The sequence below is a fragment of the Pseudoduganella albidiflava genome (assembly GCF_004322755.1).
In the GTDB taxonomy this organism is placed as follows: domain Bacteria; phylum Pseudomonadota; class Gammaproteobacteria; order Burkholderiales; family Burkholderiaceae_D; genus Rugamonas; species Rugamonas albidiflava.
The window spans coordinates 1,497,695-1,522,025 of sequence record NZ_CP036401.1; the positions used below are offsets into that span (position 1 = coordinate 1,497,695).

26 protein-coding genes are annotated in these 24,331 nt (G+C 65.1%); 17 read left to right on the plus strand and 9 right to left on the minus strand.

Going from position 1 to position 24,331, the window contains the following annotated elements:
- The first annotated feature begins 243 nt into the window (after positions 1-243).
- The 12 genes from EYF70_RS06395 (at position 244) to EYF70_RS06450 (ending at position 9,298) form a co-directional block, all read left to right on the plus strand.
- Entirely contained in the window at positions 244-642 is a 399-nt protein-coding gene (locus EYF70_RS06395; RefSeq protein WP_131144658.1) for a hypothetical protein, read from the plus strand.
- Positions 643-786: 144 nt separating this feature from the next.
- Positions 787-1,557: a uracil-DNA glycosylase family protein gene (locus tag EYF70_RS06400; RefSeq protein WP_131144659.1), complete on the plus strand. Its 771-nt coding sequence runs from the start codon at positions 787-789 to the stop codon at positions 1,555-1,557.
- 334 nt (positions 1,558-1,891) lie between these two features.
- Positions 1,892-2,374 (plus strand): Fe-S cluster assembly transcriptional regulator IscR, encoded by a 483-nt coding sequence (gene iscR / locus EYF70_RS06405; RefSeq protein WP_131144660.1) that lies wholly within the window; start codon positions 1,892-1,894, stop codon positions 2,372-2,374.
- 54 nt (positions 2,375-2,428) lie between these two features.
- Positions 2,429-3,694, plus strand: coding sequence for an IscS subfamily cysteine desulfurase (locus tag EYF70_RS06410; protein ID WP_131144661.1), 1,266 nt, complete (start codon positions 2,429-2,431; stop codon positions 3,692-3,694).
- A gap of 161 nt (positions 3,695-3,855) precedes the next feature.
- A complete protein-coding gene (iscU, locus tag EYF70_RS06415) occupies positions 3,856-4,239 on the plus strand; it encodes a Fe-S cluster assembly scaffold IscU (RefSeq protein ID WP_130188275.1) in 384 nt (127 codons plus the stop codon).
- A 57-nt stretch (positions 4,240-4,296) separates the two neighbouring features.
- Positions 4,297-4,620 carry an iron-sulfur cluster assembly protein IscA gene (iscA, locus tag EYF70_RS06420; RefSeq protein WP_131144662.1) on the plus strand — a complete coding sequence of 108 codons (324 nt, stop codon included), beginning with the start codon at positions 4,297-4,299 and terminating at the stop codon, positions 4,618-4,620.
- Between the two features lie 22 nt (positions 4,621-4,642).
- Complete coding sequence (gene hscB / locus EYF70_RS06425; RefSeq protein WP_131144663.1) at positions 4,643-5,158, plus strand: Fe-S protein assembly co-chaperone HscB; 516 nt, start codon at positions 4,643-4,645, stop codon at positions 5,156-5,158.
- Between the two features lie 79 nt (positions 5,159-5,237).
- Positions 5,238-7,118 carry a Fe-S protein assembly chaperone HscA gene (hscA, locus tag EYF70_RS06430; protein WP_131144664.1) on the plus strand — a complete coding sequence of 627 codons (1,881 nt, stop codon included), beginning with the start codon at positions 5,238-5,240 and terminating at the stop codon, positions 7,116-7,118.
- Positions 7,119-7,156: 38 nt separating this feature from the next.
- Positions 7,157-7,498: an ISC system 2Fe-2S type ferredoxin gene (gene fdx, locus EYF70_RS06435; RefSeq protein ID WP_130188279.1), complete on the plus strand. Its 342-nt coding sequence runs from the start codon at positions 7,157-7,159 to the stop codon at positions 7,496-7,498.
- A 1-nt stretch (position 7,499) separates the two neighbouring features.
- A complete protein-coding gene (iscX, locus tag EYF70_RS06440) occupies positions 7,500-7,694 on the plus strand; it encodes a Fe-S cluster assembly protein IscX (RefSeq protein ID WP_131144665.1) in 195 nt (64 codons plus the stop codon).
- A complete protein-coding gene (locus tag EYF70_RS06445; RefSeq protein WP_131144666.1) occupies positions 7,681-8,628 on the plus strand; it encodes a class I SAM-dependent methyltransferase in 948 nt (315 codons plus the stop codon). The genes iscX and EYF70_RS06445 overlap by 14 nt, the downstream gene beginning before the upstream one ends.
- Positions 8,621-9,298, plus strand: a complete 678-nt coding sequence (locus tag EYF70_RS06450) for an RNA pseudouridine synthase (protein ID WP_131144667.1) — start codon at positions 8,621-8,623, stop codon at positions 9,296-9,298. Before EYF70_RS06445 ends, EYF70_RS06450 begins: the two co-directional genes overlap by 8 nt.
- 263 nt (positions 9,299-9,561) lie before the next feature.
- On the opposite strand, the gene EYF70_RS06455 is transcribed toward EYF70_RS06450, so the two are convergent.
- The 5 genes from EYF70_RS06455 to EYF70_RS06475 are packed head-to-tail and all read right to left on the minus strand — an operon-like array spanning position 9,562 to position 12,260.
- Positions 9,562-9,879 (minus strand): HNH endonuclease signature motif containing protein, encoded by a 318-nt coding sequence (locus tag EYF70_RS06455; RefSeq protein WP_131144668.1) that lies wholly within the window; start codon positions 9,877-9,879, stop codon positions 9,562-9,564.
- A gap of 54 nt (positions 9,880-9,933) precedes the next feature.
- Positions 9,934-10,464: an RDD family protein gene (locus EYF70_RS06460; protein WP_131144669.1), complete on the minus strand. Its 531-nt coding sequence runs from the start codon at positions 10,462-10,464 to the stop codon at positions 9,934-9,936.
- The gene (locus tag EYF70_RS31910; RefSeq protein ID WP_131144670.1) at positions 10,451-11,272 is read right to left on the minus strand and encodes a DUF3106 domain-containing protein; all 822 of its coding nucleotides are present in this window, start codon (positions 11,270-11,272) and stop codon (positions 10,451-10,453) included. The genes EYF70_RS06460 and EYF70_RS31910 overlap by 14 nt, the downstream gene beginning before the upstream one ends.
- 14 nt (positions 11,273-11,286) lie before the next feature.
- On the minus strand, positions 11,287-11,694 hold the full coding sequence (locus EYF70_RS06470) for a DUF3619 family protein (RefSeq protein WP_131144671.1): 408 nt from the start codon (positions 11,692-11,694) through the stop codon (positions 11,287-11,289).
- The gene (locus tag EYF70_RS06475; protein WP_131144672.1) at positions 11,691-12,260 is read right to left on the minus strand and encodes an RNA polymerase sigma factor; all 570 of its coding nucleotides are present in this window, start codon (positions 12,258-12,260) and stop codon (positions 11,691-11,693) included. The genes EYF70_RS06470 and EYF70_RS06475 overlap by 4 nt, the downstream gene beginning before the upstream one ends.
- 658 nt (positions 12,261-12,918) lie before the next feature.
- Here EYF70_RS06475 and EYF70_RS06480 point away from each other — a divergent pair.
- From EYF70_RS06480 to ilvC, 3 genes are all read left to right on the plus strand, one after another.
- The gene (locus EYF70_RS06480; protein ID WP_131144673.1) at positions 12,919-14,640 is read left to right on the plus strand and encodes an acetolactate synthase 3 catalytic subunit; all 1,722 of its coding nucleotides are present in this window, start codon (positions 12,919-12,921) and stop codon (positions 14,638-14,640) included.
- Position 14,641: 1 nt separating this feature from the next.
- Positions 14,642-15,133, plus strand: a complete 492-nt coding sequence (gene ilvN, locus EYF70_RS06485; RefSeq protein ID WP_131144674.1) for an acetolactate synthase small subunit — start codon at positions 14,642-14,644, stop codon at positions 15,131-15,133.
- A 101-nt stretch (positions 15,134-15,234) separates the two neighbouring features.
- A complete protein-coding gene (gene ilvC / locus EYF70_RS06490; protein ID WP_131144675.1) occupies positions 15,235-16,251 on the plus strand; it encodes a ketol-acid reductoisomerase in 1,017 nt (338 codons plus the stop codon).
- Between the two features lie 211 nt (positions 16,252-16,462).
- Here ilvC and EYF70_RS06495 read toward each other — a convergent pair whose 3' ends face one another.
- Genes EYF70_RS06495 through EYF70_RS06505 form a run of 3 tightly spaced genes read right to left on the minus strand, consistent with a single transcriptional unit; the run spans position 16,463 to position 18,899 of the window.
- Positions 16,463-17,209 (minus strand): LytR/AlgR family response regulator transcription factor, encoded by a 747-nt coding sequence (locus EYF70_RS06495; protein WP_131144676.1) that lies wholly within the window; start codon positions 17,207-17,209, stop codon positions 16,463-16,465.
- Positions 17,206-18,384 (minus strand): sensor histidine kinase, encoded by a 1,179-nt coding sequence (locus tag EYF70_RS06500; RefSeq protein WP_131144677.1) that lies wholly within the window; start codon positions 18,382-18,384, stop codon positions 17,206-17,208. Before EYF70_RS06500 ends, EYF70_RS06495 begins: the two co-directional genes overlap by 4 nt.
- A gap of 29 nt (positions 18,385-18,413) precedes the next feature.
- Positions 18,414-18,899 carry a nuclear transport factor 2 family protein gene (locus EYF70_RS06505; RefSeq protein ID WP_131144678.1) on the minus strand — a complete coding sequence of 162 codons (486 nt, stop codon included), beginning with the start codon at positions 18,897-18,899 and terminating at the stop codon, positions 18,414-18,416.
- Between the two features lie 182 nt (positions 18,900-19,081).
- On the opposite strand from EYF70_RS06505, the gene EYF70_RS06510 reads away from it, so the two are divergent.
- The gene (locus EYF70_RS06510) at positions 19,082-21,316 is read left to right on the plus strand and encodes a hybrid sensor histidine kinase/response regulator (protein ID WP_131144679.1); all 2,235 of its coding nucleotides are present in this window, start codon (positions 19,082-19,084) and stop codon (positions 21,314-21,316) included.
- Positions 21,317-21,587: 271 nt separating this feature from the next.
- Here EYF70_RS06510 and EYF70_RS06515 read toward each other — a convergent pair whose 3' ends face one another.
- The gene (locus tag EYF70_RS06515) at positions 21,588-23,222 is read right to left on the minus strand and encodes an alkaline phosphatase family protein (RefSeq protein WP_131144680.1); all 1,635 of its coding nucleotides are present in this window, start codon (positions 23,220-23,222) and stop codon (positions 21,588-21,590) included.
- Positions 23,223-23,372: 150 nt separating this feature from the next.
- Here EYF70_RS06515 and EYF70_RS06520 point away from each other — a divergent pair, with 150 nt between their 5' ends.
- On the plus strand, positions 23,373-24,137 hold the full coding sequence (locus EYF70_RS06520; RefSeq protein ID WP_131144681.1) for an SIMPL domain-containing protein: 765 nt from the start codon (positions 23,373-23,375) through the stop codon (positions 24,135-24,137).
- Positions 24,138-24,331 lie beyond the last annotated feature (194 nt).

Here is a 24,331-nt window from a genome sequence, read left to right on the forward strand (position 1 = left end):
TTGATAATTGTTCACTGTACGGCATCCCGCCATGCCAGTCGCGCACGATAGGGCGTTTGGGGCAGTTCAGTGTTTGTGCATGACAACATGAGGCAAGCGCGTAACCTGGCGTTCTTTACCTCGCCCCTGTATTGGACAGTGGCGCATTGACAGTCCCTCATTGGACAGTCCCTTATTGGACAGTCCTTCATTTGACAGTCCCAATAGTGCGCCCCATACTTTTATGGTCATTACCTTCCCGCCATGACGTTCCCATTTCCGATCCGCAAGGAGTGCCCGCCCGGCGCCTGTGACTGCAGGCGCGAGCTGCTGGAAGCCGATCCGCAGGCGGATGCGCGCGTGCTGCGCCTGACCCGCGAGGAGGAAAAGCGGCTGGTCGAGCGGATCGAGGCGATCGGCAGCTACGCCGAGCTGGTCCGGGTTGGCCAGCGCCTGCAGGAACAGCTGGGCGTAACGTTGACGATCGCGCCCGGGCCGAACGAAGTGCGCACCGTGCGCGGCTTCGCCATCGAACTGGCGCCGCGGCCAGGGCTGTGCCGCAAGACCCGGCAAGCGGTACCCGCCGCGATCCGGCGCTGCCTCGAAGCCCGCCCGGAAATCGCCTTCGCCATCCTGGATGCGCACGACCTGCTGGGGGGCTAGCGGCCACGGTGGAAATGTTGCCTGGAAATATTGCCCGGAAAATGGGGACGTACCCCATTTTCCGGGCAACAGTTTCCCGGAAATACTTCCCACGATCCGTGGCTGGCGGTACGGTAGAATCCCGCCTTTTGCCACCTTCCGCGCATGACCATCCCCCCGCATTTCCTCGCCGCCCTCGACAGGGCCGACTCCTCCTGGCATCCGGTATTGATCAAGGGACTGGAAGCCATCGCCGCCGCCGATCCCGCCTACCTGCCGGCCCTCGCCGGGGACAGCTACCTGCCCACCGAACTGCGCCTGTTCGCCGCCTTTGCGCTGCCGCTGGAGCAGGTGCGCTACGTGCTCGTGGGGGAGGGGCCGTATCCCCGTGCGGAAAGCGCGACCGGCATCGGCTTCATGGATGGCGCCGTGGGCAGCCTGTGGTCGGACGAAGCCGATGGCGGCCTGTCGAAGCGGGTCAACCGGGCCACGTCGCTGCGCAATTTCATGAAGATGCTGCTGGTGGCGGATGGGCAGCTGCACGAGGCGGAGACGGCTGGTGCGGCACTGGCCGCGTGCGCCACGCGCGCCCGGAGTGGCGCGGCGATCGGCACGCTGGCCGAACTGCAGCAGCGGCTGATGGGCCATGGCTTCCTGCTGCTGAACGCGTCGCTGGTATTTCGCCCGCACGTGGCGCCGGTCAAGGATGCCAGGGCCTGGCTGCCGTTCTTTGCGACCGTGATCGATGCGCTCGCGGCGCGGGCGGAGCAACCCAGGCTGGTGTTATGGGGAAAGATCGCTGAACAGTTGAACAAGCTGCCGGCCGTGCGCGCGATGCCGCAGGCGGTGGCCGAGCATCCGTACAACCTGTCGTTCATCGCCAACCAGGACATGCATGCGCTGTTCGGGCCGATGCGTTTGTTGCACCGCAGCTAACTTCCCGGGCGGGCAGGGCGGCCAGGGCCGGCGGCGCCTGGCGGCTTGCATCGAAAACGGTGCCGCCCCGGGCAAGGATTCAGCGAAGCTGTTATACTTGACTAAATCGTTCAACTAATCAGGTTTTGTTTGCGGCGCCGCAGGGTGTTCGCGGATGACTCTGTTAGAAGAAGCACGAGATTTTACCTTAGTTCAATACTCAGAATTCAATGCTCAGAAGGCTCCGCGTTTTGCGCCGGGTTTTTTTGCCACCTTGATTAACGCTGAGTCATTGAACACCGAGTTGGCAACGTGCCGGGTTGCGCTGTTCCCGGCGGCATTTATTCGAGGTCGTATGCGTCTGACTACCAAAGGCCGCTTTGCCGTGACGGCAATGATCGACCTGGCAATGCGCCAGGGCAAGGGTCCCGTCACGCTTTCTGGCATCAGCCAGCGGCAAGCCATATCGCTGTCCTACCTGGAACAGTTGTTCGGCAAGCTGCGCCGGCACGAGATCGTGGAATCCATCCGCGGTCCGGGCGGCGGCTACAGCCTGGCCCGCCGTGCCGACAAGGTGACGGTGGCCGACATCATCATCGCCGTCGATGAACCGCTGGATGCGACCCAGTGCGGCGGCAAGGAAAATTGCCATGGCGCGGACCACGCCAGCGGCGCCCGCTGCATGACCCACGAACTGTGGACCACGCTGAACGAAAAAATGGTCGATTACCTCGACTCGGTCTCGCTGCAAGACCTGGTCGACCAGCAAAAGCAGAAGAACGCCGAACAGAACGTGGTGGTCGTGCACCGCAATGAACACGCCGCCCTGGCAAAGTAAGCATCCGGTTGTCCCAGAATACCCACATACGCCGCACAGCACTGGAGTGAAAAGATGAACGCCCCTGAAAAAAACGTCCCCAAGGTTGCCCCGGTCGACTTCAAGACCGCGCCGCACTTCCCGATCTACATGGACTATTCGGCCACCACGCCGATCGACCCCCGGGTGGCGGACAAGATGATTCCCTACCTGCGCGAGCAGTTCGGCAATCCGGCCTCGCGCAGCCACATGTATGGCTGGACGGCCGAAGCGGCCGTGGAAGAGGCACGCGGCCACGTGGCGGCGCTGATCAATGCCGATCCGCGCGAAATCATCTGGACTTCCGGCGCAACTGAGAGCAACAACCTGGCGATCAAGGGCGCGGCGCAGTTCTACAAGACCAAGGGCAAGCACATCATCACGGTGAAGACCGAGCACAAGGCCGTGCTGGATACCGTGCGCGAGCTGGAACGCCAGGGCTTCGAAGCCACTTACCTGGACCCGCAGGACAACGGCCTGATCACCGTCGAGCAGCTGGCCGCGGCCGTGCGCCCGGATACGATCCTGGTCTCCGTCATGCTGGTCAACAACGAGATCGGCGTGATCCAGCCGGTCGGCGAGATCGCCGCCTTCTGCCGCGGCAAGGGCATCATCTTCCACTGCGACGCCGCGCAGGCGACCGGCAAGCTGGCCATCGACGTGCAGGCGCTGAAAGTCGACCTGATGACGTTCACCGCGCACAAGACCTACGGCCCGAAAGGCATCGGCGCGCTGTACGTGTGCCGCAAGCCGCGCGTGCGCCTCGAAGCGCAGATGCACGGTGGCGGCCACGAGCGCGGCCTGCGTTCGGGCACGCTGCCGGTGCACCAGATCGTCGGCATGGGCGAAGCGTTCCGCCTGGCCAAGGTCGAGATGGACGACGAGATCGCCCGCATCAAGGCGCTGCGCGACCGCCTGGCCACCGGCCTGCAGGAGATCGAAGAGGTCTACATCAACGGCGACATGGATCACCGCGTGCCGCACAACCTGAACGTATCGTTCAACTACGTGGAAGGCGAGTCGCTGATCATGGCCGTGAAGGACCTGGCAGTGTCGTCCGGTTCGGCCTGCACGTCGGCCAGCCTGGAACCGTCCTACGTGCTGCGCGCCCTGGGCCGCAGCGACGAACTGGCGCACAGCTCGATCCGCTTCACGATCGGCCGATTCACGACCGAGCAGGATATCGACTTCGCCATCGAACTGATGAAGTCGAAAGTGGGCAAGCTGCGCGAACTGTCGCCGCTGTGGGACATGTTCAAGGAAGGGATCGACATCAGCTCCATCCAGTGGGCTGCGCACTGATGGGACCTCGATAAACCTATTGCGCAACGCCCTATGCTGGTCTGCGGTGCTCACCGTACATAAAGTACGGTTCCGCGCCTCAACCAGATAGGACGTCGCTCATTACGGTTTCTCGAGGCCCCGATACGCTGGCGACTAAACAGATTTTAAGGAGCAATATCATGGCTTACTCGGAACAAGTACTCGATCACTACGAAAACCCGCGCAACGTGGGCGCCTTTGAAAAGGGCGATGACACCGTCGGCACCGGCATGGTCGGCGCGCCGGCCTGCGGCGACGTGATGAAGCTGCAGATCAAGGTCGGCGCCAATGGCCTGATCGAAGACGCGAAGTTCAAGACCTATGGCTGCGGCTCGGCGATCGCTTCGAGCTCGCTGGTGACCGAATGGGTCAAGGGCAAGACGCTGGACGAAGCGCTGGCCATCAAGAACACGCAGATCGCCGAAGAGCTGGCGCTGCCGCCGGTGAAGATCCACTGCTCGATCCTGGCGGAGGATGCCATCAAGGCAGCCGTCAGCGATTACAAGGCAAAGCATTCCGCTTAATCAGCAATACGGTACGACGGGGCCCGCGTGGCGGGCCCCGATGAAGGAGGAATTCGCATGGCAGTCACCCTGACCGAAAAAGCAGCAAAGCACATTTCCCGCTACATCGAACGGCGCGGCAAGGGCGTCGGCCTGCGCTTCGGCGTGCGTACCACGGGCTGCTCGGGGCTGGCGTACAAGCTGGAATACGTCGACGAAGTGGCGCCGGAAGACTCGGTGTTCGAATCGCACGGCGTGAAGGTCTTCGTCGATCCGAAAAGCATGCCGTACATCGATGGCACGGAACTCGACTTCGCGCGCGAAGGCCTCAACGAGGGCTTCAAGTTCAACAACCCGAACGAAAAAGACGCCTGCGGTTGCGGCGAGAGCTTCCGCGTCTGACCGTATTGCGGAACCCATCACCGTGCAGAATCACTTCGAGTTATTCCAGCTGCCGCGGCAGTTCGCCATCGACGCCGGCGCGCTGGACGCCGCCTACCGCGAAGTCCAGGGCCGTGTCCATCCCGACAAGTTCGTGAACGCCACGGACGCTGAAAAGCGTGTCGCGATGCAGTGGGCCACGCGCGCCAACGAGGCTTACCAGACGCTGAAGAACCCGCAGCGACGCGCGCAGTACCTGTGCGAGCTGCACGGCGTGGACCTGCAGACCGAATCGAACACGGCGATGCCGATGGCGTTCCTGATGCAGCAGATGGAATGGCGCGAGGAACTGGCCGAGGCGCGCGCCACGCGCAACGCGGAGCTGCTGGACCAGCTCGACGGCCAGCTGCGCACCGCCCGCAAGGGCCAGTTGAAGGACATCGAGGCGCAGCTGGACGCGGGCGACTACCACGCCGCCGCGCAAGGCGTGCGCGCGCTGATGTTCCTGGAAAAATTCGGCGAAGAAGTCCGCTTTGCCTTCGACGCGCTGGACGCCTAGCGGACATTCCTCAAGCGCCGCGGCGTAGTCCCCGGCGGCACGCAGCATACAACCAGCGCACAACAACAACAGGTTTCACATGGCTCTTCTGCAAATTTCCGAACCCGGCATGTCCACCGCCCCGCACCAGCACCGCCTGGCGGTCGGCATCGACCTGGGCACGACGAACTCGCTGGTCGCCACCGTGCGCTCGTCCATTCCCGAGGTGCTGAACGACGAGGATGGCCGCCCGCTGCTGCCGTCCGCGGTGCGCTACCTGCCGAATGGCCATGCCACCATCGGCTACAAGGCGCTGGCCGCGCAGACCACCGACCCGAAGAACACGGTCGTTTCCGTCAAGCGCTTCATGGGCCGCGGCCTGAAGGACATCGCCTACGCCGAGAACCTGCCCTACGACTTCGTCGATGCCCCCGGCATGGTGCAGCTGAAAACCGTGGCCGGCGTGAAAAGCCCGGTCGAGACCTCGGCACAGATCCTGGCCACGCTGCGCCAGCGCGCCGAGGATGCGCTGGGCGACGACCTGGTCGGCGCCGTGATCACGGTGCCGGCATACTTCGACGACGCGCAGCGCCAGGCCACCAAGGATGCGGCCCAGCTGGCCGGCCTGAACGTGCTGCGCCTGCTGTCGGAGCCGACTGCCGCGGCGATCGCGTATGGCCTCGACAATGGTTCCGAAGGCCTGTTCGCCGTGTATGACCTGGGCGGCGGCACCTTCGACATCTCGATCCTGAAACTGTCGAAAGGCGTGTTCGAAGTGCTGGCCACCGGCGGCGACTCCGCGCTGGGCGGCGACGATTTCGACCACCGCCTGTTCTGCTGGATCCATGCGCAGGAGAAGCTGGCGCCGCTGAACGAGCAGGATACCGCCGTGCTGATGGTGAAGGCACGCGAGGCCAAGGAACTGCTGTCGACCAAGAGCGAAGTGCTGGTCGACGCCAGCCTGTCGTCCGGCGAGAACGTGCACCTGGTGATCACCGCCGAGACCTTTGTCGAGATCACGAAGCACCTGGTCGCCAAGACGATCAACGCGGTCAAGAAGGCGCTGCGCGATGCGAACGTGGATGCCGACGATATCGACGGCGTCGTCATGGTCGGCGGCGCCACGCGCATGCCGCACGTGCAGCGCGCCGTGGGCGAGTTCTTCCACACGATCCCGCACGCGAACATCGATCCCGACAAGGTGGTGGCGCTGGGCGCTGCGATCCAGGCCAACCTGCTGGCCGGCAACCGTGCCGCCGGCGACGACTGGCTGCTGCTGGACGTGATCCCGCTGTCGCTGGGCATCGAGACGATGGGCGGCCTGGTGGAGAAGATCATCCCGCGCAACTCGACGATTCCATGCGCCCGCGCCCAGGAATTCACCACGTTCAAGGATGGCCAGACCGCGCTGGCGGTGCACGTGCTGCAGGGCGAGCGCGAACTGGTGTCCGATTGCCGTTCGCTGGCGCGCTTCGAATTGCGCGGCATTCCGCCGATGGCGGCCGGCGCGGCGCGCATCCGCATCACCTACCAGGTCGATGCCGATGGCCTGCTGTCGGTCTCGGCACGCGAGCTGCGTTCCAACGTCGAGGCATCGATCACCGTGAAACCGTCGTACGGCCTGGGCGACGACGATGTCGCGCGCATGCTGCAGGAGTCCTACACGTCCGCCGAAAGCGACATGAAGGCGCGCGCGCTGCGCGAGGAACAGGTCGAAGCCGAGCGCATCCTGCTGGCCACCCAGTCGGCGCTGGATGAAGACGCCGCATTGCTGTCGGACGAGGAGCGTACCGTGGTCGACGCGCTGATGCGGAAGACCCGGGATACCCTGGCCCAATCGGTGGCCGGCACCATTGACCACCTGGCGGTCAAGGCGGCCGTCGAGGAACTGGCGCACGGCACCGAGGAATTCGCCTCGCGCCGCATGGACCGCAGCGTGCGCAGCGCGCTGGCAGGCAAGTCGCTCGACCAGGTCGCGTAACACGACCGCGTACACCACAATCATTACAGAGGTAGCAAGTGCCACAAATCGTCATCCTGCCCCACGCCAAGCTGTGCCCCGAAGGTGCCGTCATCGAGACGGAAGCCGGCAAATCCGTCTGCGATGTCCTGCTGGACAACGACATCCACATCGAGCACGCCTGCGAGAAATCGTGCGCCTGCACCACCTGCCACGTGATCGTGCGCGAAGGTTTCGATTCGCTCAACGAAGCCACCGAGACGGAAGAAGACCTGCTCGACAAGGCCTGGGGCCTGGAGGCGCAGTCGCGCCTGTCGTGCCAGTCCATCGTGGCCGACGAGGACCTGGTCATCGAAATCCCGAAATACACCATCAACCACGCCAGCGAAGGCTCGCACTGAGATGAAATGGACGGACATCACGGCGATCGCGGAAGCGCTGTATGACAAGTATCCGCACCTGGACCCGACGCAGATCCGCTTCACGGACCTGCACAACTGGGTGGTGACGCTGGAAGGTTTCGACGACGACCACAAGCGCGGCGGCGAAAAGATCCTGGAAGCGATCCAGCAGGCATGGATCGATGAAGCGCAATAAGGCCGCAAAGGGCGCCGCAGCCGCGCCTTTGCCGAGCGTCGTGACGGACATCCCCGAGGTCAAGCCGGGCCAGTCCGTCGCGCTGCTGCAGGAACTGCATATCCTCACGCGCGACGGCAAGCTGAACCAGGACAGCCGGCGCAAGCTGAAACAGGTGTACCACCTGTACCAGTTCATCGAGCCGCTGCTGAACGACGTGGTGAAGGACAAGGGCGCCGTGTCGCTGGTCGACCACGGCGCCGGCAAGTCCTACCTCGGCTTCATCCTCTACGACCTGTTCTTCAAGGGCCTGCAGGAAGAAGCGCATCGCCATTCCCGTATCTACGGCATCGAGACGCGCGACGAGCTGGTGCAGCGCTCGCGCGAACTGGCCGCGAAGTTCGATTTCCCGGGCATGTCGTTCCTGCCGCTGTCGGTGGCCGAATCGACGACTTCGTCCGAGCTGCCGCCGACGGTCGACATCGTCACCGCGCTGCATGCCTGCAATACGGCAACGGATGACGCGATCGACTTCGCGCTGAAGAAACGCGCCCGGCACATCGTGCTCGTGCCGTGCTGCCAGGCGGAAGTCGCTTCGGTGCTGAAGAAGAACAAGGGCCAGTCGCTCGGCAAGAGCGCGCTGACGGAAATCTGGCGCCACCCGATCCACACCCGCGAGTTCGGCAGCCAGATCACCAACGTGCTGCGCTGCCTGCAGCTGGAAGCGCACGGCTACCAGGTCAACGTGACGGAACTGGTGGGCTGGGAGCACTCGATGAAGAACGAGCTGATCATCGCCACCTACAAGAACCTGCCGCGCAAGCGTCCCGCCGACCGCCTGAAGGAAGTGCTCGATACCGTCGGGCTGCAGGAGATGGGCCACCGCTTCTATACCGGCGCGGAGGCCGCCCATGAGGTTGCCAACGAGGTTGCCAATGAGGTTCCCGATGAGTGACGAAACGATCCGCCTGTCCAAGCGGGTGATGGACGAGAAGGGCTGCTCGCGGCGCGAGGCCGAGCTGTACATCGAAGGCGGCTTCGTGCTGGTCGACGGCGTGGTGGTGGAAGAGCCGGGCGCCCGCGTCGCTCCCGCGCAGTCGGTGGCGCTGGCGGCGGATGCGACCCTGCTCGACATCGTGCCGGTGACGATCCTGCTGAACAAGCCGGCCGGCGCCGATGCGCTGCGCTGCCTGGTGCCGGAAGCCCGTAGCGAGCACGCGGCAAAGGAGCGTTTCCTGAAGCGGCACCTGCACAACCTGACGCCGGTGCTGCCGCTGGACCCGTCGGCCAGCGGCCTGTTCGTGTTCACGCAGGATTACCGCGTCATCCGCAAGCTGGTGGATGAGCCGGGTTCGGTGGAACAGGAACTGATCGTCGATGTCGACGGCACCATCGTGGAAAACGGCCTTGCGCAACTGAACCAGGGCGCCACCAAGGTCAGCTGGCAGAACGAGCGGCGGCTGCGCTTCGCCGTCAAAGGCCCGAAGCCCAGCCAGGTCGAGCGGATGTGCGGCGCCGTCGGGCTCACCCCCACCGCCATCCGGCGCCTGCGCATCGGCCGCCTCCCGATGGGCAGCCTGCCCGTCGGGCAATGGCGCTACCTGCTGGGCTACGAGCGGTTCTGACCGCCGCGGCCTCGCCCCCCAACTTCGCATGATTCGCCGAAAACCGGTGACAGGCTCCGTTTGTCTTCATAATCGGAGCCTGTCACGAATGCCGCTAAGTCAAGCATTTCCCGACACGTTGAAAGTGCATGAATTCACCCCAACAGCGAAGGGCTGGGGTCAGACCCGCCGGGTCTGACCCCAGAATTTGCACTTGGGGTGGCCGTATCTCGGCGGCATTAGAGCCTGTCACCGTTTTCAGGCATGCGACGGTACCGGTCCTGTCATTTCCGTTTCTTGCTGTTCGCCGTCGCCGTGGTCGTATAGAACTCGGGCGGCTTGCGCGCGACCCAGTCGATGAAGGTGCGGATGTCCTCGTTCTCGCGCAGCTTGTCCCACGTGTGATACGTGCGGAACAATTCCTTCTCCGTAAATACCGAATGGATTTTCCGGTGGCAGATCTTGTGGATGGGGAATTGCGCGCGGCCCTTGAACGTCTTCGGCACGAGGTGGTGCCGGTCGATGTTGACCGTGCCGAGCGGGCGGCCGCATAGCGGACACAAGGGGCTCAGCGGTTCGGTGGGGGAATCGTCCGGGATCATCCGGCGCAGGTGAGGGCGGCAGTGGCCGCCTGCAAGGTCAAGCCGCCTGCAAGGTCAGGCGGCCTGCGCGGGAGCCTTCTTCTTCGCCGGCTTGGGCAGTTGCACCAGCCGCGTGCCGGCGATGCGGTCGTGCAGGAACTGGCGGTCGCGGTCGAGGAAAGCGGTCAGCGACCACAGGGCGATGCCGATGGCGATGGCGCCCAGCGCATGCCAGTGTTCGAGACCGAATGCCCAGCTGGCAACGAGCGCCGGCAGCACCCACATCCAGGCCAGCAGGTAGCGCAGCGCGGCGCGCCTTGGCGGCAGCGCCGTGCCGTCGGCCTGCGTGACGCGCAGGCGCCACGTCTGCATCGCCAGCGTCTGGCCGTTGCGGCTCCATTGATGGATGAAATACGCGCCGAGCACGAAGAACGCGAGGGCCTGGCGGCCATGCTCGACCGCGGCGGCATGGCTGGCGTCCACGGCGAACTCGAACACGAGAAATGGCAGGAACAGTGCGGCAAACGCGAGCAGCAGCTCGTAGACCATCGAGACCAGGCGGCGCCGGATCGACGGCATCGAAACTGCCGCGTTATCTGGTGGCATTCTGGGCCGCCGGGGAAGCGGTGTGCGCAGGTGCAGGCGCGGTTGCCGGCGCCGGTGAGGTGGCGGCCGGTGGCGCCGGCATTGCCGGTGCGGGCGCCGGCGCGGGCGGATTTTGCTGCAGCATCACGGCTGGCGTGGCCGCGCCTTCCAGCGGATACACGAGTTCCTGCGCCGGCTGGGGCAGTGGCGGCGGCAGTGGCACGGGAGCGGGCGGCGGCATCGTGGCCACCGCTGGCGGCGGAACCGCCGGTACATGCGGCTTGACCGGTTGCGGCGTCTTGGCCAGGCTTTGCGCCGGCGTGGGCGGCTTGGCCACCTGCTGCTTTTTCGCGGTGCCAGCCTTGGCCAGCTTGCGCTTTTCCTCGTCCGACAGCTGCAGGTACTCTTCCCACTGGGCCGCTTTCTTGCCGCCGACGGCGCGCTGGGCGCGCGCATAGTTCTCGCGCACGGCCTTGCGTTCCTCGGGGGACATTTCGGTCCAGGCACGCATGCGTTCGAGCATGCGTTTCTTCTCGGTGGGTTTCATCGACGCGTAGCGGCCGGCGATCTCGAGCCACTTCTGCTTGCGCACGGGGCCGAGGTCGTCCCAGCCGGACTTCAGCGGGGCAAGCGCCTCCTGCTGTGCGGGCGTGAGATCCTGCCAGCGCAATTCGTTGACGGAGGGGGACAGCAGCGTCGAGGCGGACGCGGTGGGCGACGGTGCCGACGCCGGACCGCCATGGCGCAGGACGGCAAAGCCTGCGGCGATCGCGACGACCAGCGCCGCGACACCGCCCAACAGCCATGCACGCCCGTTTTTCTGCGCCATCCTACGCGCCATCCCTAGCGCCCGCGGGTTTCAAGATAGGCGTTGAAACCGTTATCCAGGTAAGCCGACAGCGGCAATTCGTCCGACAGCAGGGCCGCGTCGAGTTCCGCCAGCTCGGCGATCGATTGCTGCTGCTCGTACTGGTAGACACCGACCATGCCGCCCATCACGAGCAGCAACGGCAATACCACGGAAAAGCGGCTGATCCAGCCGAACGGCGCCGAGAAGAAGCCATTGCCGCCGGCGGTGGCGGCCACCGTCGCGGTACGGGTCACGCGCACTTCCACGTGCGGCTTCTTGCGGGCCAGGGCGGCCTGGCGGGCGGCGGCAAGGCGGTCGGTAGTCGAGGCCGGCAAATCGTCCAGCTTCTCGTTGAGCGCATGGCGCACGCGGTAAGCGAAATTGATTTCTTCGGTATTCATAGTGTGATTCCCTTGGCTTTGAGTGCTTCGGCGAGAGTGTGATTTGCTCTTGAGCAATGTGTTTTCACGCTCCCTTCGGAACATCCCATCGCTGCGGCCGTCTCTGCTACATCCATATCCTGCCAGTAACGCATGAGGAATGCTTCCCGTTGACGCGTCGGGAGCTTTTGCACTTCATCTTCAATGAGTTGCAGGACCTGCATGCGTTCGACCTGGTCGGCGCTCGACTCGGCGGCCTGGGTGCCCTGTTCGGCCTCGTAGGATTCCAGTATATCAAAATCCTCATGTTCCTCCTGGGAATTCCCCAGTCCGGAAAACAAGCTGACCCAGGTATTTCGCACCTTTTCGCGGCGGAAGTAATCGAGGATGGTGGTTTGCAGGATCCGCTGGAACAGCAGCGGCAGTTCGGCGGCCGGCTTGTCGCCGTATTTTTCCGCCAGTTTGATCATCGCGTCCTGGACGATGTCCAGTGCCGCCTCATCCTTGCGTACCGCATAGACCGCCTGCTTGAAGGCACGTCGTTCGACGTTTTCCAGAAAGTCTGAAAGTTCTTTATCTGTTGCCATCAGGAGGGGATTGCGTGCCGTTGAGGTCTTCTAGGGAAGCGCTGATTTATTGCTGGTGGATGAGATTAGTCTTGAAAAACGTGTCCAGCAAGACGCAAATGTCCCGTCATACCGGGGTATGGCGGGGCATTTGTGGCGCCGCTGGGCGCGTTTTCTCAGGGCTAAGATCGCCGCCATGAATAAATCAGCGGTTCCCGAGACTGTGCATCCTAGCAAAATTCACGTATTTCCGCATTTTTTTGGCGCTTTTCGCCACGCTTGTCCATTTTCCATGCACCGAACCGGCGCACAAGGTCGAAAAAATCATAATATTCCTTGACCATTGATGGTGCAACGCAGTAACGTATGGAATGCTTCGCACACCACGAGGCTCCCAGATCGCGCGCCGCTGCACAAAAGGCCGCCGTGCCCGGTCCGCTTTCATATGTCAGCAGTTTGCTCCAGCCCGTGCCAAAAGCGCGAGAGGTCGGCCGAACAGCTGCAGAAACTCCAGCGGAAATAATTGCGTTACAGCGTCCGTCTCGCACCCCACTACGGTTGGGGGAACAGCCGGCGTGACCGCAAATGCAAGTACGCTCGAGGGAGCTGTGGCGATAGGCTAACTTCGACAGGCAAGAGCATCCGTTCAATCTCCTATGGACCTTGAAAGGAATGTTTCATGAACACCGAAGCAGCCATCACTGGCGCCGAGATACTCGTGCGCTGCCTGGCCGAAGAGGGCGTCGAACACGTCTTCGGCTATCCCGGAGGAGCAGTCCTCTATATCTACGACGCCATCTTCAAGCAGGACAAATTCCAGCATATCCTGGTTCGCCATGAGCAGGCCGCCATCCATGCGGCGGACGCGTATTCGCGCAGCTCGCAGAAAGTCGGCGTCGCCCTCGTCACGTCCGGCCCCGGCGTCACCAATGCGGTGACCGGCCTGTCGACCGCGTACATGGATTCCGTGCCGATGGTCGTCATTTCCGGCCAGGTGCCGAGCCATGCGATCGGCCAGGATGCATTCCAGGAATGCGACACGGTCGGCATCACGCGCCCCGTCGTCAAGCACAATTTCCTCGTCAAGGATGTGAAGGACCTGGCCGAAACGGTCAAGAAAGCCTTCTATATCGCCCGCACCGGCCGTCCCGGCCCCGTGCTGGTCGACATCCCGAAGGATATCTCGATGCACAAGCATGTGTTCTCCTATCCGAAGGAGATCGAGATGCGCTCGTACCGGCCGGTCGACAAGGGCCACTCGGGCCAGATCCGCAAGGCGGTGCAGCTGCTGCTGGCGGCCGAGCGTCCGATGATCTACACCGGCGGCGGCGTGATCCTGGCCAATGCGCACAATGAATTGAACAAGCTCGTCGAGCGCCTCGGCTTCCCCGTCACGAACACGCTGATGGGCCTGGGCGGCTCGCGCTCGTCGAGCGACCAGTGGGTCGGCATGCCCGGCATGCACGGCACGTATGAAGCCAACATGGCGATGCAGAACTGCGACGTGCTGATCGCCATCGGCGCCCGCTTCGACGACCGCGTGATCGGCAACCCGAAGCACTTCGCCTCGAACCCGCGCAAGATCATCCACGTGGACATCGATCCGTCGTCGATTTCCAAGCGCGTGAAGGTGGACATTCCCATCGTCGGCAACGTCAAGGACGTGCTGATCGAATTCCTGGCCCAGCTCGACGCCGCCGACCACAAGCCGAATCCGGCCCAGCTGTCGAAATGGTGGGGCCAGATCACCGAATGGCGCAACCGCCAGTGCCTGAAGTATCCGACATCGGACACCATCATCAAGCCGCAATCGGTCGTCGAGAAACTCTACGAGATCACCCGTGGCGACGCGTTCATCACGTCGGACGTCGGCCAGCACCAGATGTGGGCCGCGCAATACTACAAGTTCGACAAGCCGCGCCGCTGGATCAATTCCGGTGGCCTGGGCACGATGGGCGTCGGCCTGCCGTACGCGATGGGCGTGCAGATGGCGAATCCGGATGCCACGGTGGCCTGCATCACCGGCGAAGGCTCGATCCAGATGAACATCCAGGAGCTCGCCACGTGCAAGCAGTATCACCTGACGCCGAAGATCATCATGCTGAACAACCGCTTCCTGGGCATGGTGCGCCAGTGGCAGCAGCTCGACTACGGTTCGCGCTATTCCGAGTCGTACATGGATTCGCTGCCGGACTTTGAAAAGCTGGCCGAGGCGTATGGCCACGTGGGCATGCGCATCGAGAAGGCGGGCGACGTCGAGGGCGCGCTGCGCGAAGCGTTCGGCATGAAGGACCGCCTGGTGTTCATGAACTTCATCACCGACCAGAGCGAAAACGTGTGGCCGATGGTCCAGACGGGCAAGGGCCTGTCCGAAATGCTGCTCGGTTCGGAGGACCTCTGATATGCGACACATCATTTCTGTTTTGCTGGAAAACGAGGCGGGCGCGCTGTCCCGCGTCGTCGGCCTGTTCTCGGCGCGCGGCTACAACATCGAGACGCTGACCGTGGCGCCGACCGAGGATTCCACGCTGTCGCGGATGACCATCGTCACCAGCGGCTCGGATGACATCATCGAGCAGATCACCAAGCACCTGAACCGCCTGATCGAAGTGGTGAAGGTGGTCGACCTGACCGAAGGCCAGCACATCGAGCGCGAGCTCATGCTGATCAAGGTGCGGGCGGTGGGCAAGGAGCGCGAGGAAATGAAGCGCACCGCCGACATCTTCCGCGGCCGCATCATCGACGTGACCGAGAAGACCTACACGATCGAACTGACCGGCGCCAAGAGCAAGCTCGACGCGTTCATCGACGCGATCGACCGCACCTCGATCCTGGAAACCGTCCGCACGGGCGGCTCCGGCATCGGCCGCGGCGAACGCATCCTGAAGCTCTGAACACGCTGCAAGCGGTACTGATACCGGGTTAAAGCGACCGGGTCAAAGCGACCGGGTTAAAACTGATTAATACGATTTACACAAAATACTTAGGAATGACCATGAAAGTTTTCTACGACAAAGACGCCGACCTCTCCCTGATCAAGGGTAAAAACGTTGCCATCATTGGCTACGGCTCGCAGGGTCACGCGCACGCACAGAACCTGACCGAATCCGGCGTGAACGTCACCGTCGGCCTGCGCAAGGGTGGCGCGTCGTGGCAGAAGGTCGAAGCGGCCGGCATCAAGGTTGCCGAAGTCAACGATGCGGTGAAGGCGGCCGACGTCGTCATGATCCTGCTGCCGGACGAGAACATCGCCCAGGTCTACAACGAAAACGTGGCACCGAACATCAAGCAGGGCGCGGTGCTGGCCTTCGCACACGGCTTCAACGTGCATTACGGCCAGGTCGTGCCGCGTGAAGACCTGGACGTGATCATGGTCGCACCGAAGGCCCCGGGCCACACCGTGCGCAACACGTACAAGCAGGGTGGCGGCGTGCCGCACCTGATCGCCGTGTACCAGGACAAGTCCGGCACCGCCCGCGACATCGCCCTGTCGTACGCATCCGCCAACGGCGGCGGCAAGGCCGGCATCATCGAAACCAACTTCCGCGAAGAGACCGAGACCGACCTGTTCGGCGAACAGGCCGTGCTGTGCGGCGGTACCGTCGAGCTGATCAAGGCCGGCTTCGAGACGCTGGTGGAAGCCGGCTACGCGCCGGAAATGGCGTACTTCGAGTGCCTGCACGAATTGAAGCTGATCGTCGACCTGATCTACGAAGGCGGCATCGCCAACATGAACTACTCGATCTCGAACAACGCCGAATACGGCGAATACGTGACCGGCCCGCGCGTCGTCACCGCCGAGACCAAGGAAGCCATGCGCCAGTGCCTGAAGGACATCCAGACCGGCGAATACGCCAAGTCTTTCATCCTGGAAAACAAGGCCGGCGCCCCGACGCTGATCTCGCGCCGCCGCCTGACGGCCGAGCACCAGATCGAAGAAGTGGGTGCGAAACTGCGCGCGATGATGCCTTGGATCGCCGCCAACAAGATGGTCGACAAGTCGAAGAACTAAGCGGCTTTCGCCTCACGAAAAACGGCCCTTGCGGGCCGTTTTTTTTCGCCAAAGCATTCTCGAGGGAAGGGCGGTCCGGTGCTCCGCATGGACCGATGCAGCGGAAATGTTTCCCAAAAAAGGGGACTGTCCCCGATCCCAGGAAATATTTCCAAAAAAAGGGGACTGTCCCCGATCTCAGGAAATATTTTCGAAAAACGGGGCTGACCAGTCAGCCGGCAGTCCGCTGCCGCTCCAGCGCCGCCAGCAGCGCGTCGATATAGGTGCGGCTGGCGCGCAGCGGCGTGCCGTCGCGCAGCCGCAGCATGGCGTCGCGGTTGCCCAGCGTGCGCAGTTCGGCCACGCGGTCCAGCCGCACGATGGCGGAGCGGTGCACGCGGGCGAACGCGGCCGGGTCGAGCGACTCCACCAGCCGGTGCAGCGCCATGCGCACCAGGTACTCGCGTCCGCCCGCGTGCAGCGTGGCGTAATCGCCCGCCGCGTCGATCCATTCCACCTCTTCCACGTCGACGAACACCAGGCGGCTGCCGTAGCGCACCGTGAAGCGCGACAGGTAGCCGGCTTGCGGTCCCGGCGCCTCGGGTGCGCCGCAGCGGAAGCGCCAGGCCTGCCGCGCCCGCGCCACCGCGTCGGCAAAGCGCTCGTCTTCCACGGGTTTCAGCAGGTAGTCGACGACGTCCAGCGCGAAGGCCTGCACGGCGAACTGCTCGTGCGCCGTCAGCAGCACGGCCAGCGGGCGCTCGGCCGCCGGCAGCGCGGCCAGCACGCCGAGGCCGTTCAAGCCGGGCATCTCGACATCGAGGAACACCAGGTCGGGCCGGGCATCGCGGATGCCGGCCAGCGCGGCGGGACCGTCGCCATATTCGGCGACGACGTCGATATCCGGGCATTGCCGCAGCCGGGCCAGCACGCCGGCGCGCGCCAGCGGTTCGTCATCGACGACGAGCGCGCGCATCATGCCGCACGCTCCCCTGTCGTACGCTCCCCAGTCGTACGCTCCCCTGTCGTACGCTCCCCTGATGTACGCTCCCCCGTCGTACGCACCCATGATCCACGCTCCCATGATGCGCCCGCGACGGATTCGCGCCGCAGCGGCAGTTCGATCGACACCTCGAAGCGGCCGCCGGCCACGTGGCGGGCCGTGAAGCGGTACGCGCCGCCATACAGCTTGCGCAGCCGTTCAGCCACGTTGCGCATGCCCACGCCCAGGGACGCGCCATTGTCGCCGCCCATGCGCGCGTCGTTGACCACGCGGATGTGCAGCGTGCCGCCGGTGGCCGCGATCGTCAGCCCCAGCGCGCCACCGGCGGGATCGGGGGCGATGCCATGCCGCACGGCGTTCTCGGCCAGCGGCTGCAGCAGCAGGCAGGGCACCTGCGCATCGAGCAGGCCGGGGCCGACCTCGATGGCGATGCGCAGCCGCTCGCCCAGCCGCGCCTTCTCGATCTCCAGGTAGTTCTCGGTCAGCGCCAGTTCGTCGGCCAGCGCGTGCTCGTGCGCGTGCTCGGTGGCCAGGGTGGCGCGCAGCAGGTCCGCCAGCTGCGCGATCATCCGGTTGGCATCCCGGTCGCGGCCCGTGGCCACCAGCGCGGACACGCCGTTGAGCGTATTGAACAGGAAGTGCGGCTGCAGCTGGTAGCGCAGGGCGCGCAGTTCGGCATCGCGCGCCAGCAGCAGGGCCTCGGCCGAACGCGTGCGCTCCTCACCCAGCGCGCTGTTATAGGCCACCACCGCATGGCTGGCGCAGAACGCGATCAGCGGCAGCCAGCAGCCATCCAGCCCGGCGAACAGCATGGCCCAGTCATGCGTGGCGCGCAGCCCGAGGCGGATGGCGACCGTCTGCCCCAGCAGGCTGTTCGCCACCGACATCGCGTAGCTCGCCGCCAGCAGCGCCAGCGCGGTACCCCACCAGGGCAGGCCGCGCCGCCACAGCTCGCGCTGCAGCCAGGCGGTGGGCGCGATCCACGCCAGGTAGGTGCACAGGTACAGCGTGCGGAAGATCAGCGGCCGTTCATGGCCAACGTCCGGCACCCCCATGATCGCGATGCACACGGTGATCGGCAGCGCCGCCAGCAGCGCGTGGTGGAAGGGTGGATCGGCCAAACTGGCCGTGTCGAACGAGCGGGGAGACATCGGGCGATTGTAGCCGCAGTGGCCGGACTTCAGCCGAGCGAAAACACCATCGAGCTGATTTTCCAGCCGCTTTCCGTCTTCACCATGTGCCAGGATTCGGCGCCCCTGTTGGTGACCTTGCCATCCTCGACGAATTCGAAATCGAAGTACACGGTGCCGATGCTGCCGTTGCTGTGGATGCGCACGTTGTGGAAGCGCTCCTCGATGGGCAGCTTGCTGGCGCCGACGAATTCGGCGAACTGGCGGTAGGTGGACGGCCTGACGCGCGGCTGGCCCGGCTTCAGCTTGATGCGCTCGCTGGCCACGGTCAGCCAGCTGTTGTCGGCGGGGAGGAACATCGCTTCCAGCGCGGCGCGGTCCCTGGCGATGATCGCGGCCTGGAAAGCCTTGACGATGGTGTCGATCTCCATCACGGCCGCGGGATCGTCTCCGCCCGTTTCGGCGCGGGCCATCGGGGCGAACGCGGACAGCAGCAGGCCTGACAGCAGCAGGGTGGTCGCCAGCAGTTTTTTCATCGGGTTCCTCCAGGACAGGGACGGTGCTGGCAATGTAGCGCCGCGGCCGGCCCGGCGGGAGCCCTTTGCGGTGAACCGGTGGCGGTACGCGCCGAAGCGTTTCCAACGCGCGAAGCCTTGCTCGGATAGAATCGGTATTGTCGTTTCGTTATCATCGCTTCCTGACCCTCATCCCGACGTCCATGCGTATCCGAACCCGCCTGCTGCTGCTGATCCTGTCGATCCTGTTCCCCGCCGTGTTGGTGGCATCGGTCGCGCTGTGGTACGTGTACCAGGAACAGCGCAAGGCCGAAGTGGCCGGCACCAGGGAAGCCGTGCGCGCGCTGTCGCTGCTGGCCGACCGCGAACTGCTGGCGATGGACGGCATCCTGCGCACCCTGGCGGCGGCACCGGCGTTGCATCGGGGCGACCTCCGCGCGTTCTACGACCAGGCCCGGCGCGTGGCGCCGCCCGGCCATTCGGTGATCGTCGTGACCGACCTGGAAGGCCGCCAGCTGCTCAACAGCCGGCAGCCGTTCGGCGGACCGCTGCCGAAGGGGCGGTCGAACCTGATGGCGCTGCGCCGCGTCAAGGGCCCGCAAGGCACTGTGGTGTCCGACCTGTTCGTCGCGCCGGTCGGCAAGCGCCCGGATATCGCGGTCCAGATCCCCGTGCAGGTCGACGGCCAGCTGCGCTATTACCTGGCGATGGGCCTGGCGGCGGAGCGGCTGGTGCCACTGCTGGTGCAGCAAGGGCTGCCGCAACAGTGGACCGCCTCGCTGACGGACCGCCAGGGCCGCGTGATCGCGCGCAGCCGCGATGCGCAGAAGTACATCGGCATGAGCGTGCGGCCGGCGCTGCGCGCGCGGATACAGGCCGGCGAACAATCCGGCGTACACCAGGGCGTCACGCTGTCGGGTATCCAGACCATGGCGTTCTTCAGCCGCGCGCCGCTGTCCGGCTGGACCGTGATCCTCAGCGTGCCGCTCGAAGAGATACGCCGGCCGGCGATCTACGCGGCCACCGGTTTTGCCGCGATGATCGTGCTGATGCTGGCGCTGTCGATGGCCGGCGCGCACTGGTATGCGCGGCGCACCGCCGCGCCCATCGAACGCCTGCGCCGCAGTGCCGAGGCGCTGGGTGCCGGCGAGCCCGTGGCGGCGCTCCGTTCCGGCATGGCCGAGGCGGACGCGGTCAGCCGGGCCCTGGCCGATGCCGCCGCCAGGATCCGCGACAACGAGGCGGAACTGGAACGCAAGGTGGCCGAGGCGGTGGCCGCGGCCGAGCGTGCCCAGCGCGCGCTGCTGCAGGGCCAGAAGCTGGAGGCGCTGGGCCGGCTCACGGCCGGCATCGCCCACGATTTCAACAATGTGCTGCAAACCCTGTCCGGCGCCTTGCAACTGATTCCGCTGACGCAGGACCGCGCGCGGGTGCAGGCGCTGGCCGAGACATGCCAGCGCGCCATCGCGCGCGCCACCACGCTGACCGGGCAGATGCGCTCGTTCGGGACGGTGCAGGACGCGCGGCTGGCCACCGTCGACCCGGCAATTGCCGTGCACAACGTGCTGCCGATGCTGAAGAACGCGCTGCCGAACAATGTGGAACTGGCGCTCGACCTGCAGCCGGCGCCGGACGGCCTGTGGCCCGTCACCATCGATCCGCTGCAGATGGAACTGGCCCTGCTCAACCTCGTCATCAACGCGCGCGATGCGATGCCGGCCGGCGGCAGGGTGAGCGTCGCATTGCGCAACGAAACGCTGCCGGCCGCGGTGCAGGGACAGGTACAAGGAAAAGGACTGGCAGGGGAGCTGGCGCCGGGCGACTACCTGCGCGTGTCGGTGGCCGATACCGGCACCGGCATGAGCCAGGATACGCTGGCGCGCGCGCTGGAACCGTTCTACACCACCAAGGGCGTCGACAAGGGCACCGGCCTGGGCCTGCCGCAGGCCTATGGTTTCGCGGTCCAGTCGAACGGCAGGCTGGTGCTGGACAGCGCACCGGGATCCGGCACGACGGTGACGATCTGGCTGCCGCGCGCGGCCGGCGCGGCGACGGCCGTGGAAGAGGGCACCCGGGCCGCGTCCCCCGACCTGCAAGCGGCCGAGGGGCTGGTGCTGTTCGTCGAGGACGATCCCCTGGTGCGGGAAACCATGCTGGCCGCGCTTGTCACCGCCGGCTTCGAGGTGCGCGCGGCGGCCAGTGGCGACGAGGCGCTTGCCGTGCTGGAGTCGGGCGCGCCGGTGCGCCAAGTGTTTTCCGATATCGTGATGCCCGGCGCGATCGGCGGCGTGGAACTGGCGCGCATCGTGCTGACCCGCTTCCCGCAGGTGCGGATCGTGCTCGCCACCGGCTACACGGACAGCCGGGTCAACCTGCCCGGCGTGCGGCTGCTGGCCAAGCCCTACGATATCGCCGAGTTGTACCAGGCGCTCAGGTGAGGCTGGCGGAGAGCGGGGCCGTACACTCTTGCGGTTAAGCCCACCCCAAGTGCAAACTCCGGGGTCAGACCCGCCGGGGTGTAGCAGGGGTTTCGCGAAGCCTGCTTCGCGCCTGCAGAACGATGCAGGCATGCATGCCAGCATTCCTCCCTGACCCCAGCCCTTCGCTGTTGGGGTGAATGCATGCGCTTTCGATGTGTCCGGTAACGCTTAAGCTAACGCCATTCGTGCCGGACACTGACTCCGCTGGAAGCAATGTCCGGCACCAGCCCTATCGGCGGCGCAGCGCTTCCGTCAGCACGCGCCCCTCGGCGCCGGCCGGGGCCCGCACCTGCAGCAGCGCGGCCAGCGTCGGCGCGATGTCGACCACCTCGGCATACTGCGTGTAGTTGCCCGGCGCGACCCAGCGCTTGCCCATCATGATCAGCGGCACGCTGGTGTCGTAGCGGTACGGCGTGCCGTGCGTGGCGCCGCTGGTGCCCGAGCCGAATGCCCAGTACGCGCGCGGCACCACGACCAGGTCGCCGGATTCATGGCGGTGCCAGCCGCGGCGCATCAGCAAGTCCTGCCGGGTGCCGGTGGCGCCGCTTTCCTCGAAGCGCGTGCGGGTGTACACGTCGGCGACACCGGCCTGCGCCAGCAGCCATGTGCTGGCGGCCGCCTCGATGTCGGCGCGTTTCAGCCCGGCCTTGCGGATCGCCGCGTCATCGAAATAAATATTCGGCGGCACGGCGTTGGCGATCGGCTTCACCCCGTTGAACGTGGCGGCCAGGTGCTGTTCCAGCCCGGCCAGCATCTTCTTGCCGTCGATGCGGCCTGCATCGATGCGCTGCCGCTGCGAGAATTCGGCGCTGTTGGCGAAGCCGTGGTCGGCCGTCAGCACGATCATCCATTCATCCGCCCCCACGCGCTGGTCCAGGTAGCTGAAGAAGCTGGCCAGCATGCGGTCCAGCCGCTGCAGGTGGTCGTGCGACATCTTGCTCTCCGGGCCGTGGCGGTGGTTCACGTAGTCATGGCCGGAAAGGCTCACGCCCAGCAGGTCCGGCACGCCGGCCGGGTTGGCGCCGAGTGCCTCCCCGTCGATGGCGGCGCGGGCGAAGTCCAGCGTCAGCTCGTCTACGGCCGGCCCTTCCTTGAGGCGCTTGTAGTAGCCGGCATCGGGCTTGCCGCTCTCGCTGTAGTACGAAAAATCGAACAGCGGTCCTTCCGCATCGCCGGCGTAGGCGCTGTCGGCCAGCAGCGGGCGCCACTTCTGCCCGTAGTAGCGGTCTTGCGGCTTGCCGGCCAGGTAGCGCTGCACCCATTGCGGGTGCTGCTGCATGTACCAGGTGCTGCTGGCGAAATTGCCGCTGTCTTCCATGTACATATAGGCGGTGCCGCCTTTGCCGGCCAGCAGGATCGCGCCGCGGTCCTTGCCGGAAACGGCCACCACCTTGGCGCGGTTGCCGGTGGCATAGCGCAGCTGGTCGCCCAGCGTGTCGACGCGCAGCCTGGCCGGCGAGGTGCCGTCGTCGGGCGCGGTCTCTTCGCCGATGTAGTGGTGGTTGCGGTCTTCGGTGCAGTAGATCTGCTGGCCGGTGGCGCGGTCGATCCAGTAGTTGGACACGATGCCGTGCTGGTTCGGGTAGGCGCCGGTGAGGATGGCGGCATGGCCCACCGCGGTGACGGTGGTGCCGTGCGCCTGGTGCGCATCGCTGAACCAGGCGCCGCCATCGAGCAGGCGCCGGAAGCCGCCCTTGCCGAACTGCTCGCGGTAGCGCACCAGCTGCTCCTGCGGCAAGCCGTCGACGGCCATCACGACGACCAGTTTCGGCGCGGGGTTGGGTTTGGCGGGGGCGGCCGAGGCAAGGGTGGGCAAGGACACCGATATCGACAGGGCCAGCGGCAGGAAGATGGTTGCTTTCATTGTTTGGTCGCGTAAAACGGTCAGTCCGCCATCATGCCAGATCCGTGTGCCGGCGCGATGACGCGCTGTTACAAACGTTCACCAACTGTTCCCTGCGGCGCGTGGCGGATCGGTTAAAGTGCGCTCACCATTTCAACCGAGGAGAGGCTCATGACCCTGCTGAAAACCGTGGCCCCCGCCGCACTCGCAATGACGTTCCTGCTCGGCGCCGCCCACGCGGGCGCGCAGGTGCCGACCACCGGCACCACCGTCATCATTCCCGCCTACGGCGAGGTGACGGCGCCGAACGACCAGGCCACCGCCGTGCTGGCGATCGAGGAACAGGACAAGGACAAGGCCGCCGCCGCCTCGCGCGTCAACCAGAAGATGAAGCAGGGCCTGGACATCCTGAAGCGCGAAGATCCCAAGGCCAGCCTGACGACGATGAACTACTACACCTACCCGGTGTATCCGGAAGACCGGCCGGTGCAGCCGATGGCGGGGAACAAGCCGCGCGTGCCCACCGCCTGGCGCGTGGGACATTACGTGGAGGTGAAGACGACCAACCTGGCCGGCCTGCCGAAGACCGTGGCCGCGGCGCAGAAGGTACTGACGCTGAACGCGATCAACTTCGGCCTGACGCCGGCGGCGACGAAGAAGCTGGATGACCAGCGCATCGCCGCCACCTACAGGAACCTGAACGAGCGCATCGCCTCGGTGGCCACGGCGATGGGCCGGCCGGTGACCGATGCCGTGCTGGATACCGTGGACTTCGAAGGTTCCGGCAACTACGCTCATCCGGAAGGCGGCGCCCCGGCGCCGATGATGGCGATGAGCAAGCGCGCGATGGATACGGCCGAAGTGGCCGAGCCATCGTTCGAGCCGGGCGAGACCACGCTGCAGATGCGCCTGGTGGGCAAGGTGCGCTTCCGCTGAGCAGGAGGGGCGGGACGATCGTCCCGCACGCCAGCCACCCGACCTGAGTGCTCCCCGATCCGCGTGCTCCTCTATAATAGGGTTCAGCCGGCCGGGCAGGAATGCCCTGGCGGAACACAACAATAGCGCAGCGCTCTGCAGCAGGCTTATGTCGCATGCTCATGTAGTACGCTCATGCAGCACGCTCCTGTAGC

Bases quoted from the DNA above. Each gene is read 5' to 3' on its own strand.
- iscU (WP_130188275.1), top strand. From the start codon at position 3,856: ATGGCTTACTCGGAACAAGTACTCGATCACTACGAAAACCCGCGCAAC.
- hscA (WP_131144664.1), top strand. From the start codon at position 5,238: ATGGCTCTTCTGCAAATTTCCGAACCCGGCATGTCCACCGCCCCGCAC.
- iscX (WP_131144665.1), top strand. From the start codon at position 7,500: ATGAAATGGACGGACATCACGGCGATCGCGGAAGCGCTGTATGACAAG.
- EYF70_RS31910 (WP_131144670.1), bottom strand. From the start codon at position 11,272: ATGGCGCAGAAAAACGGGCGTGCATGGCTGTTGGGCGGTGTCGCGGCG.
- iscA (WP_131144662.1), top strand. From the start codon at position 4,297: ATGGCAGTCACCCTGACCGAAAAAGCAGCAAAGCACATTTCCCGCTAC.
- ilvC (WP_131144675.1), top strand. From the start codon at position 15,235: ATGAAAGTTTTCTACGACAAAGACGCCGACCTCTCCCTGATCAAGGGT.
- EYF70_RS06500 (WP_131144677.1), bottom strand. From the start codon at position 18,384: ATGTCTCCCCGCTCGTTCGACACGGCCAGTTTGGCCGATCCACCCTTC.
- EYF70_RS06495 (WP_131144676.1), bottom strand. From the start codon at position 17,209: ATGATGCGCGCGCTCGTCGTCGATGACGAACCGCTGGCGCGCGCCGGC.
- EYF70_RS06470 (WP_131144671.1), bottom strand. From the start codon at position 11,694: ATGAATACCGAAGAAATCAATTTCGCTTACCGCGTGCGCCATGCGCTC.
- EYF70_RS06400 (WP_131144659.1), top strand. From the start codon at position 787: ATGACCATCCCCCCGCATTTCCTCGCCGCCCTCGACAGGGCCGACTCC.
- iscR (WP_131144660.1), top strand. From the start codon at position 1,892: ATGCGTCTGACTACCAAAGGCCGCTTTGCCGTGACGGCAATGATCGAC.
- EYF70_RS06460 (WP_131144669.1), bottom strand. From the start codon at position 10,464: ATGCCACCAGATAACGCGGCAGTTTCGATGCCGTCGATCCGGCGCCGC.
- EYF70_RS06510 (WP_131144679.1), top strand. From the start codon at position 19,082: ATGCGTATCCGAACCCGCCTGCTGCTGCTGATCCTGTCGATCCTGTTC.
- EYF70_RS06505 (WP_131144678.1), bottom strand. From the start codon at position 18,899: ATGAAAAAACTGCTGGCGACCACCCTGCTGCTGTCAGGCCTGCTGCTG.
- EYF70_RS06515 (WP_131144680.1), bottom strand. From the start codon at position 23,222: ATGAAAGCAACCATCTTCCTGCCGCTGGCCCTGTCGATATCGGTGTCC.
- EYF70_RS06480 (WP_131144673.1), top strand. From the start codon at position 12,919: ATGAACACCGAAGCAGCCATCACTGGCGCCGAGATACTCGTGCGCTGC.
- EYF70_RS06475 (WP_131144672.1), bottom strand. From the start codon at position 12,260: ATGGCAACAGATAAAGAACTTTCAGACTTTCTGGAAAACGTCGAACGA.
- EYF70_RS06520 (WP_131144681.1), top strand. From the start codon at position 23,373: ATGACCCTGCTGAAAACCGTGGCCCCCGCCGCACTCGCAATGACGTTC.
- EYF70_RS06410 (WP_131144661.1), top strand. From the start codon at position 2,429: ATGAACGCCCCTGAAAAAAACGTCCCCAAGGTTGCCCCGGTCGACTTC.
- EYF70_RS06445 (WP_131144666.1), top strand. From the start codon at position 7,681: ATGAAGCGCAATAAGGCCGCAAAGGGCGCCGCAGCCGCGCCTTTGCCG.
- EYF70_RS06455 (WP_131144668.1), bottom strand. From the start codon at position 9,879: ATGATCCCGGACGATTCCCCCACCGAACCGCTGAGCCCCTTGTGTCCG.
- EYF70_RS06450 (WP_131144667.1), top strand. From the start codon at position 8,621: ATGAGTGACGAAACGATCCGCCTGTCCAAGCGGGTGATGGACGAGAAG.
- EYF70_RS06395 (WP_131144658.1), top strand. From the start codon at position 244: ATGACGTTCCCATTTCCGATCCGCAAGGAGTGCCCGCCCGGCGCCTGT.
- ilvN (WP_131144674.1), top strand. From the start codon at position 14,642: ATGCGACACATCATTTCTGTTTTGCTGGAAAACGAGGCGGGCGCGCTG.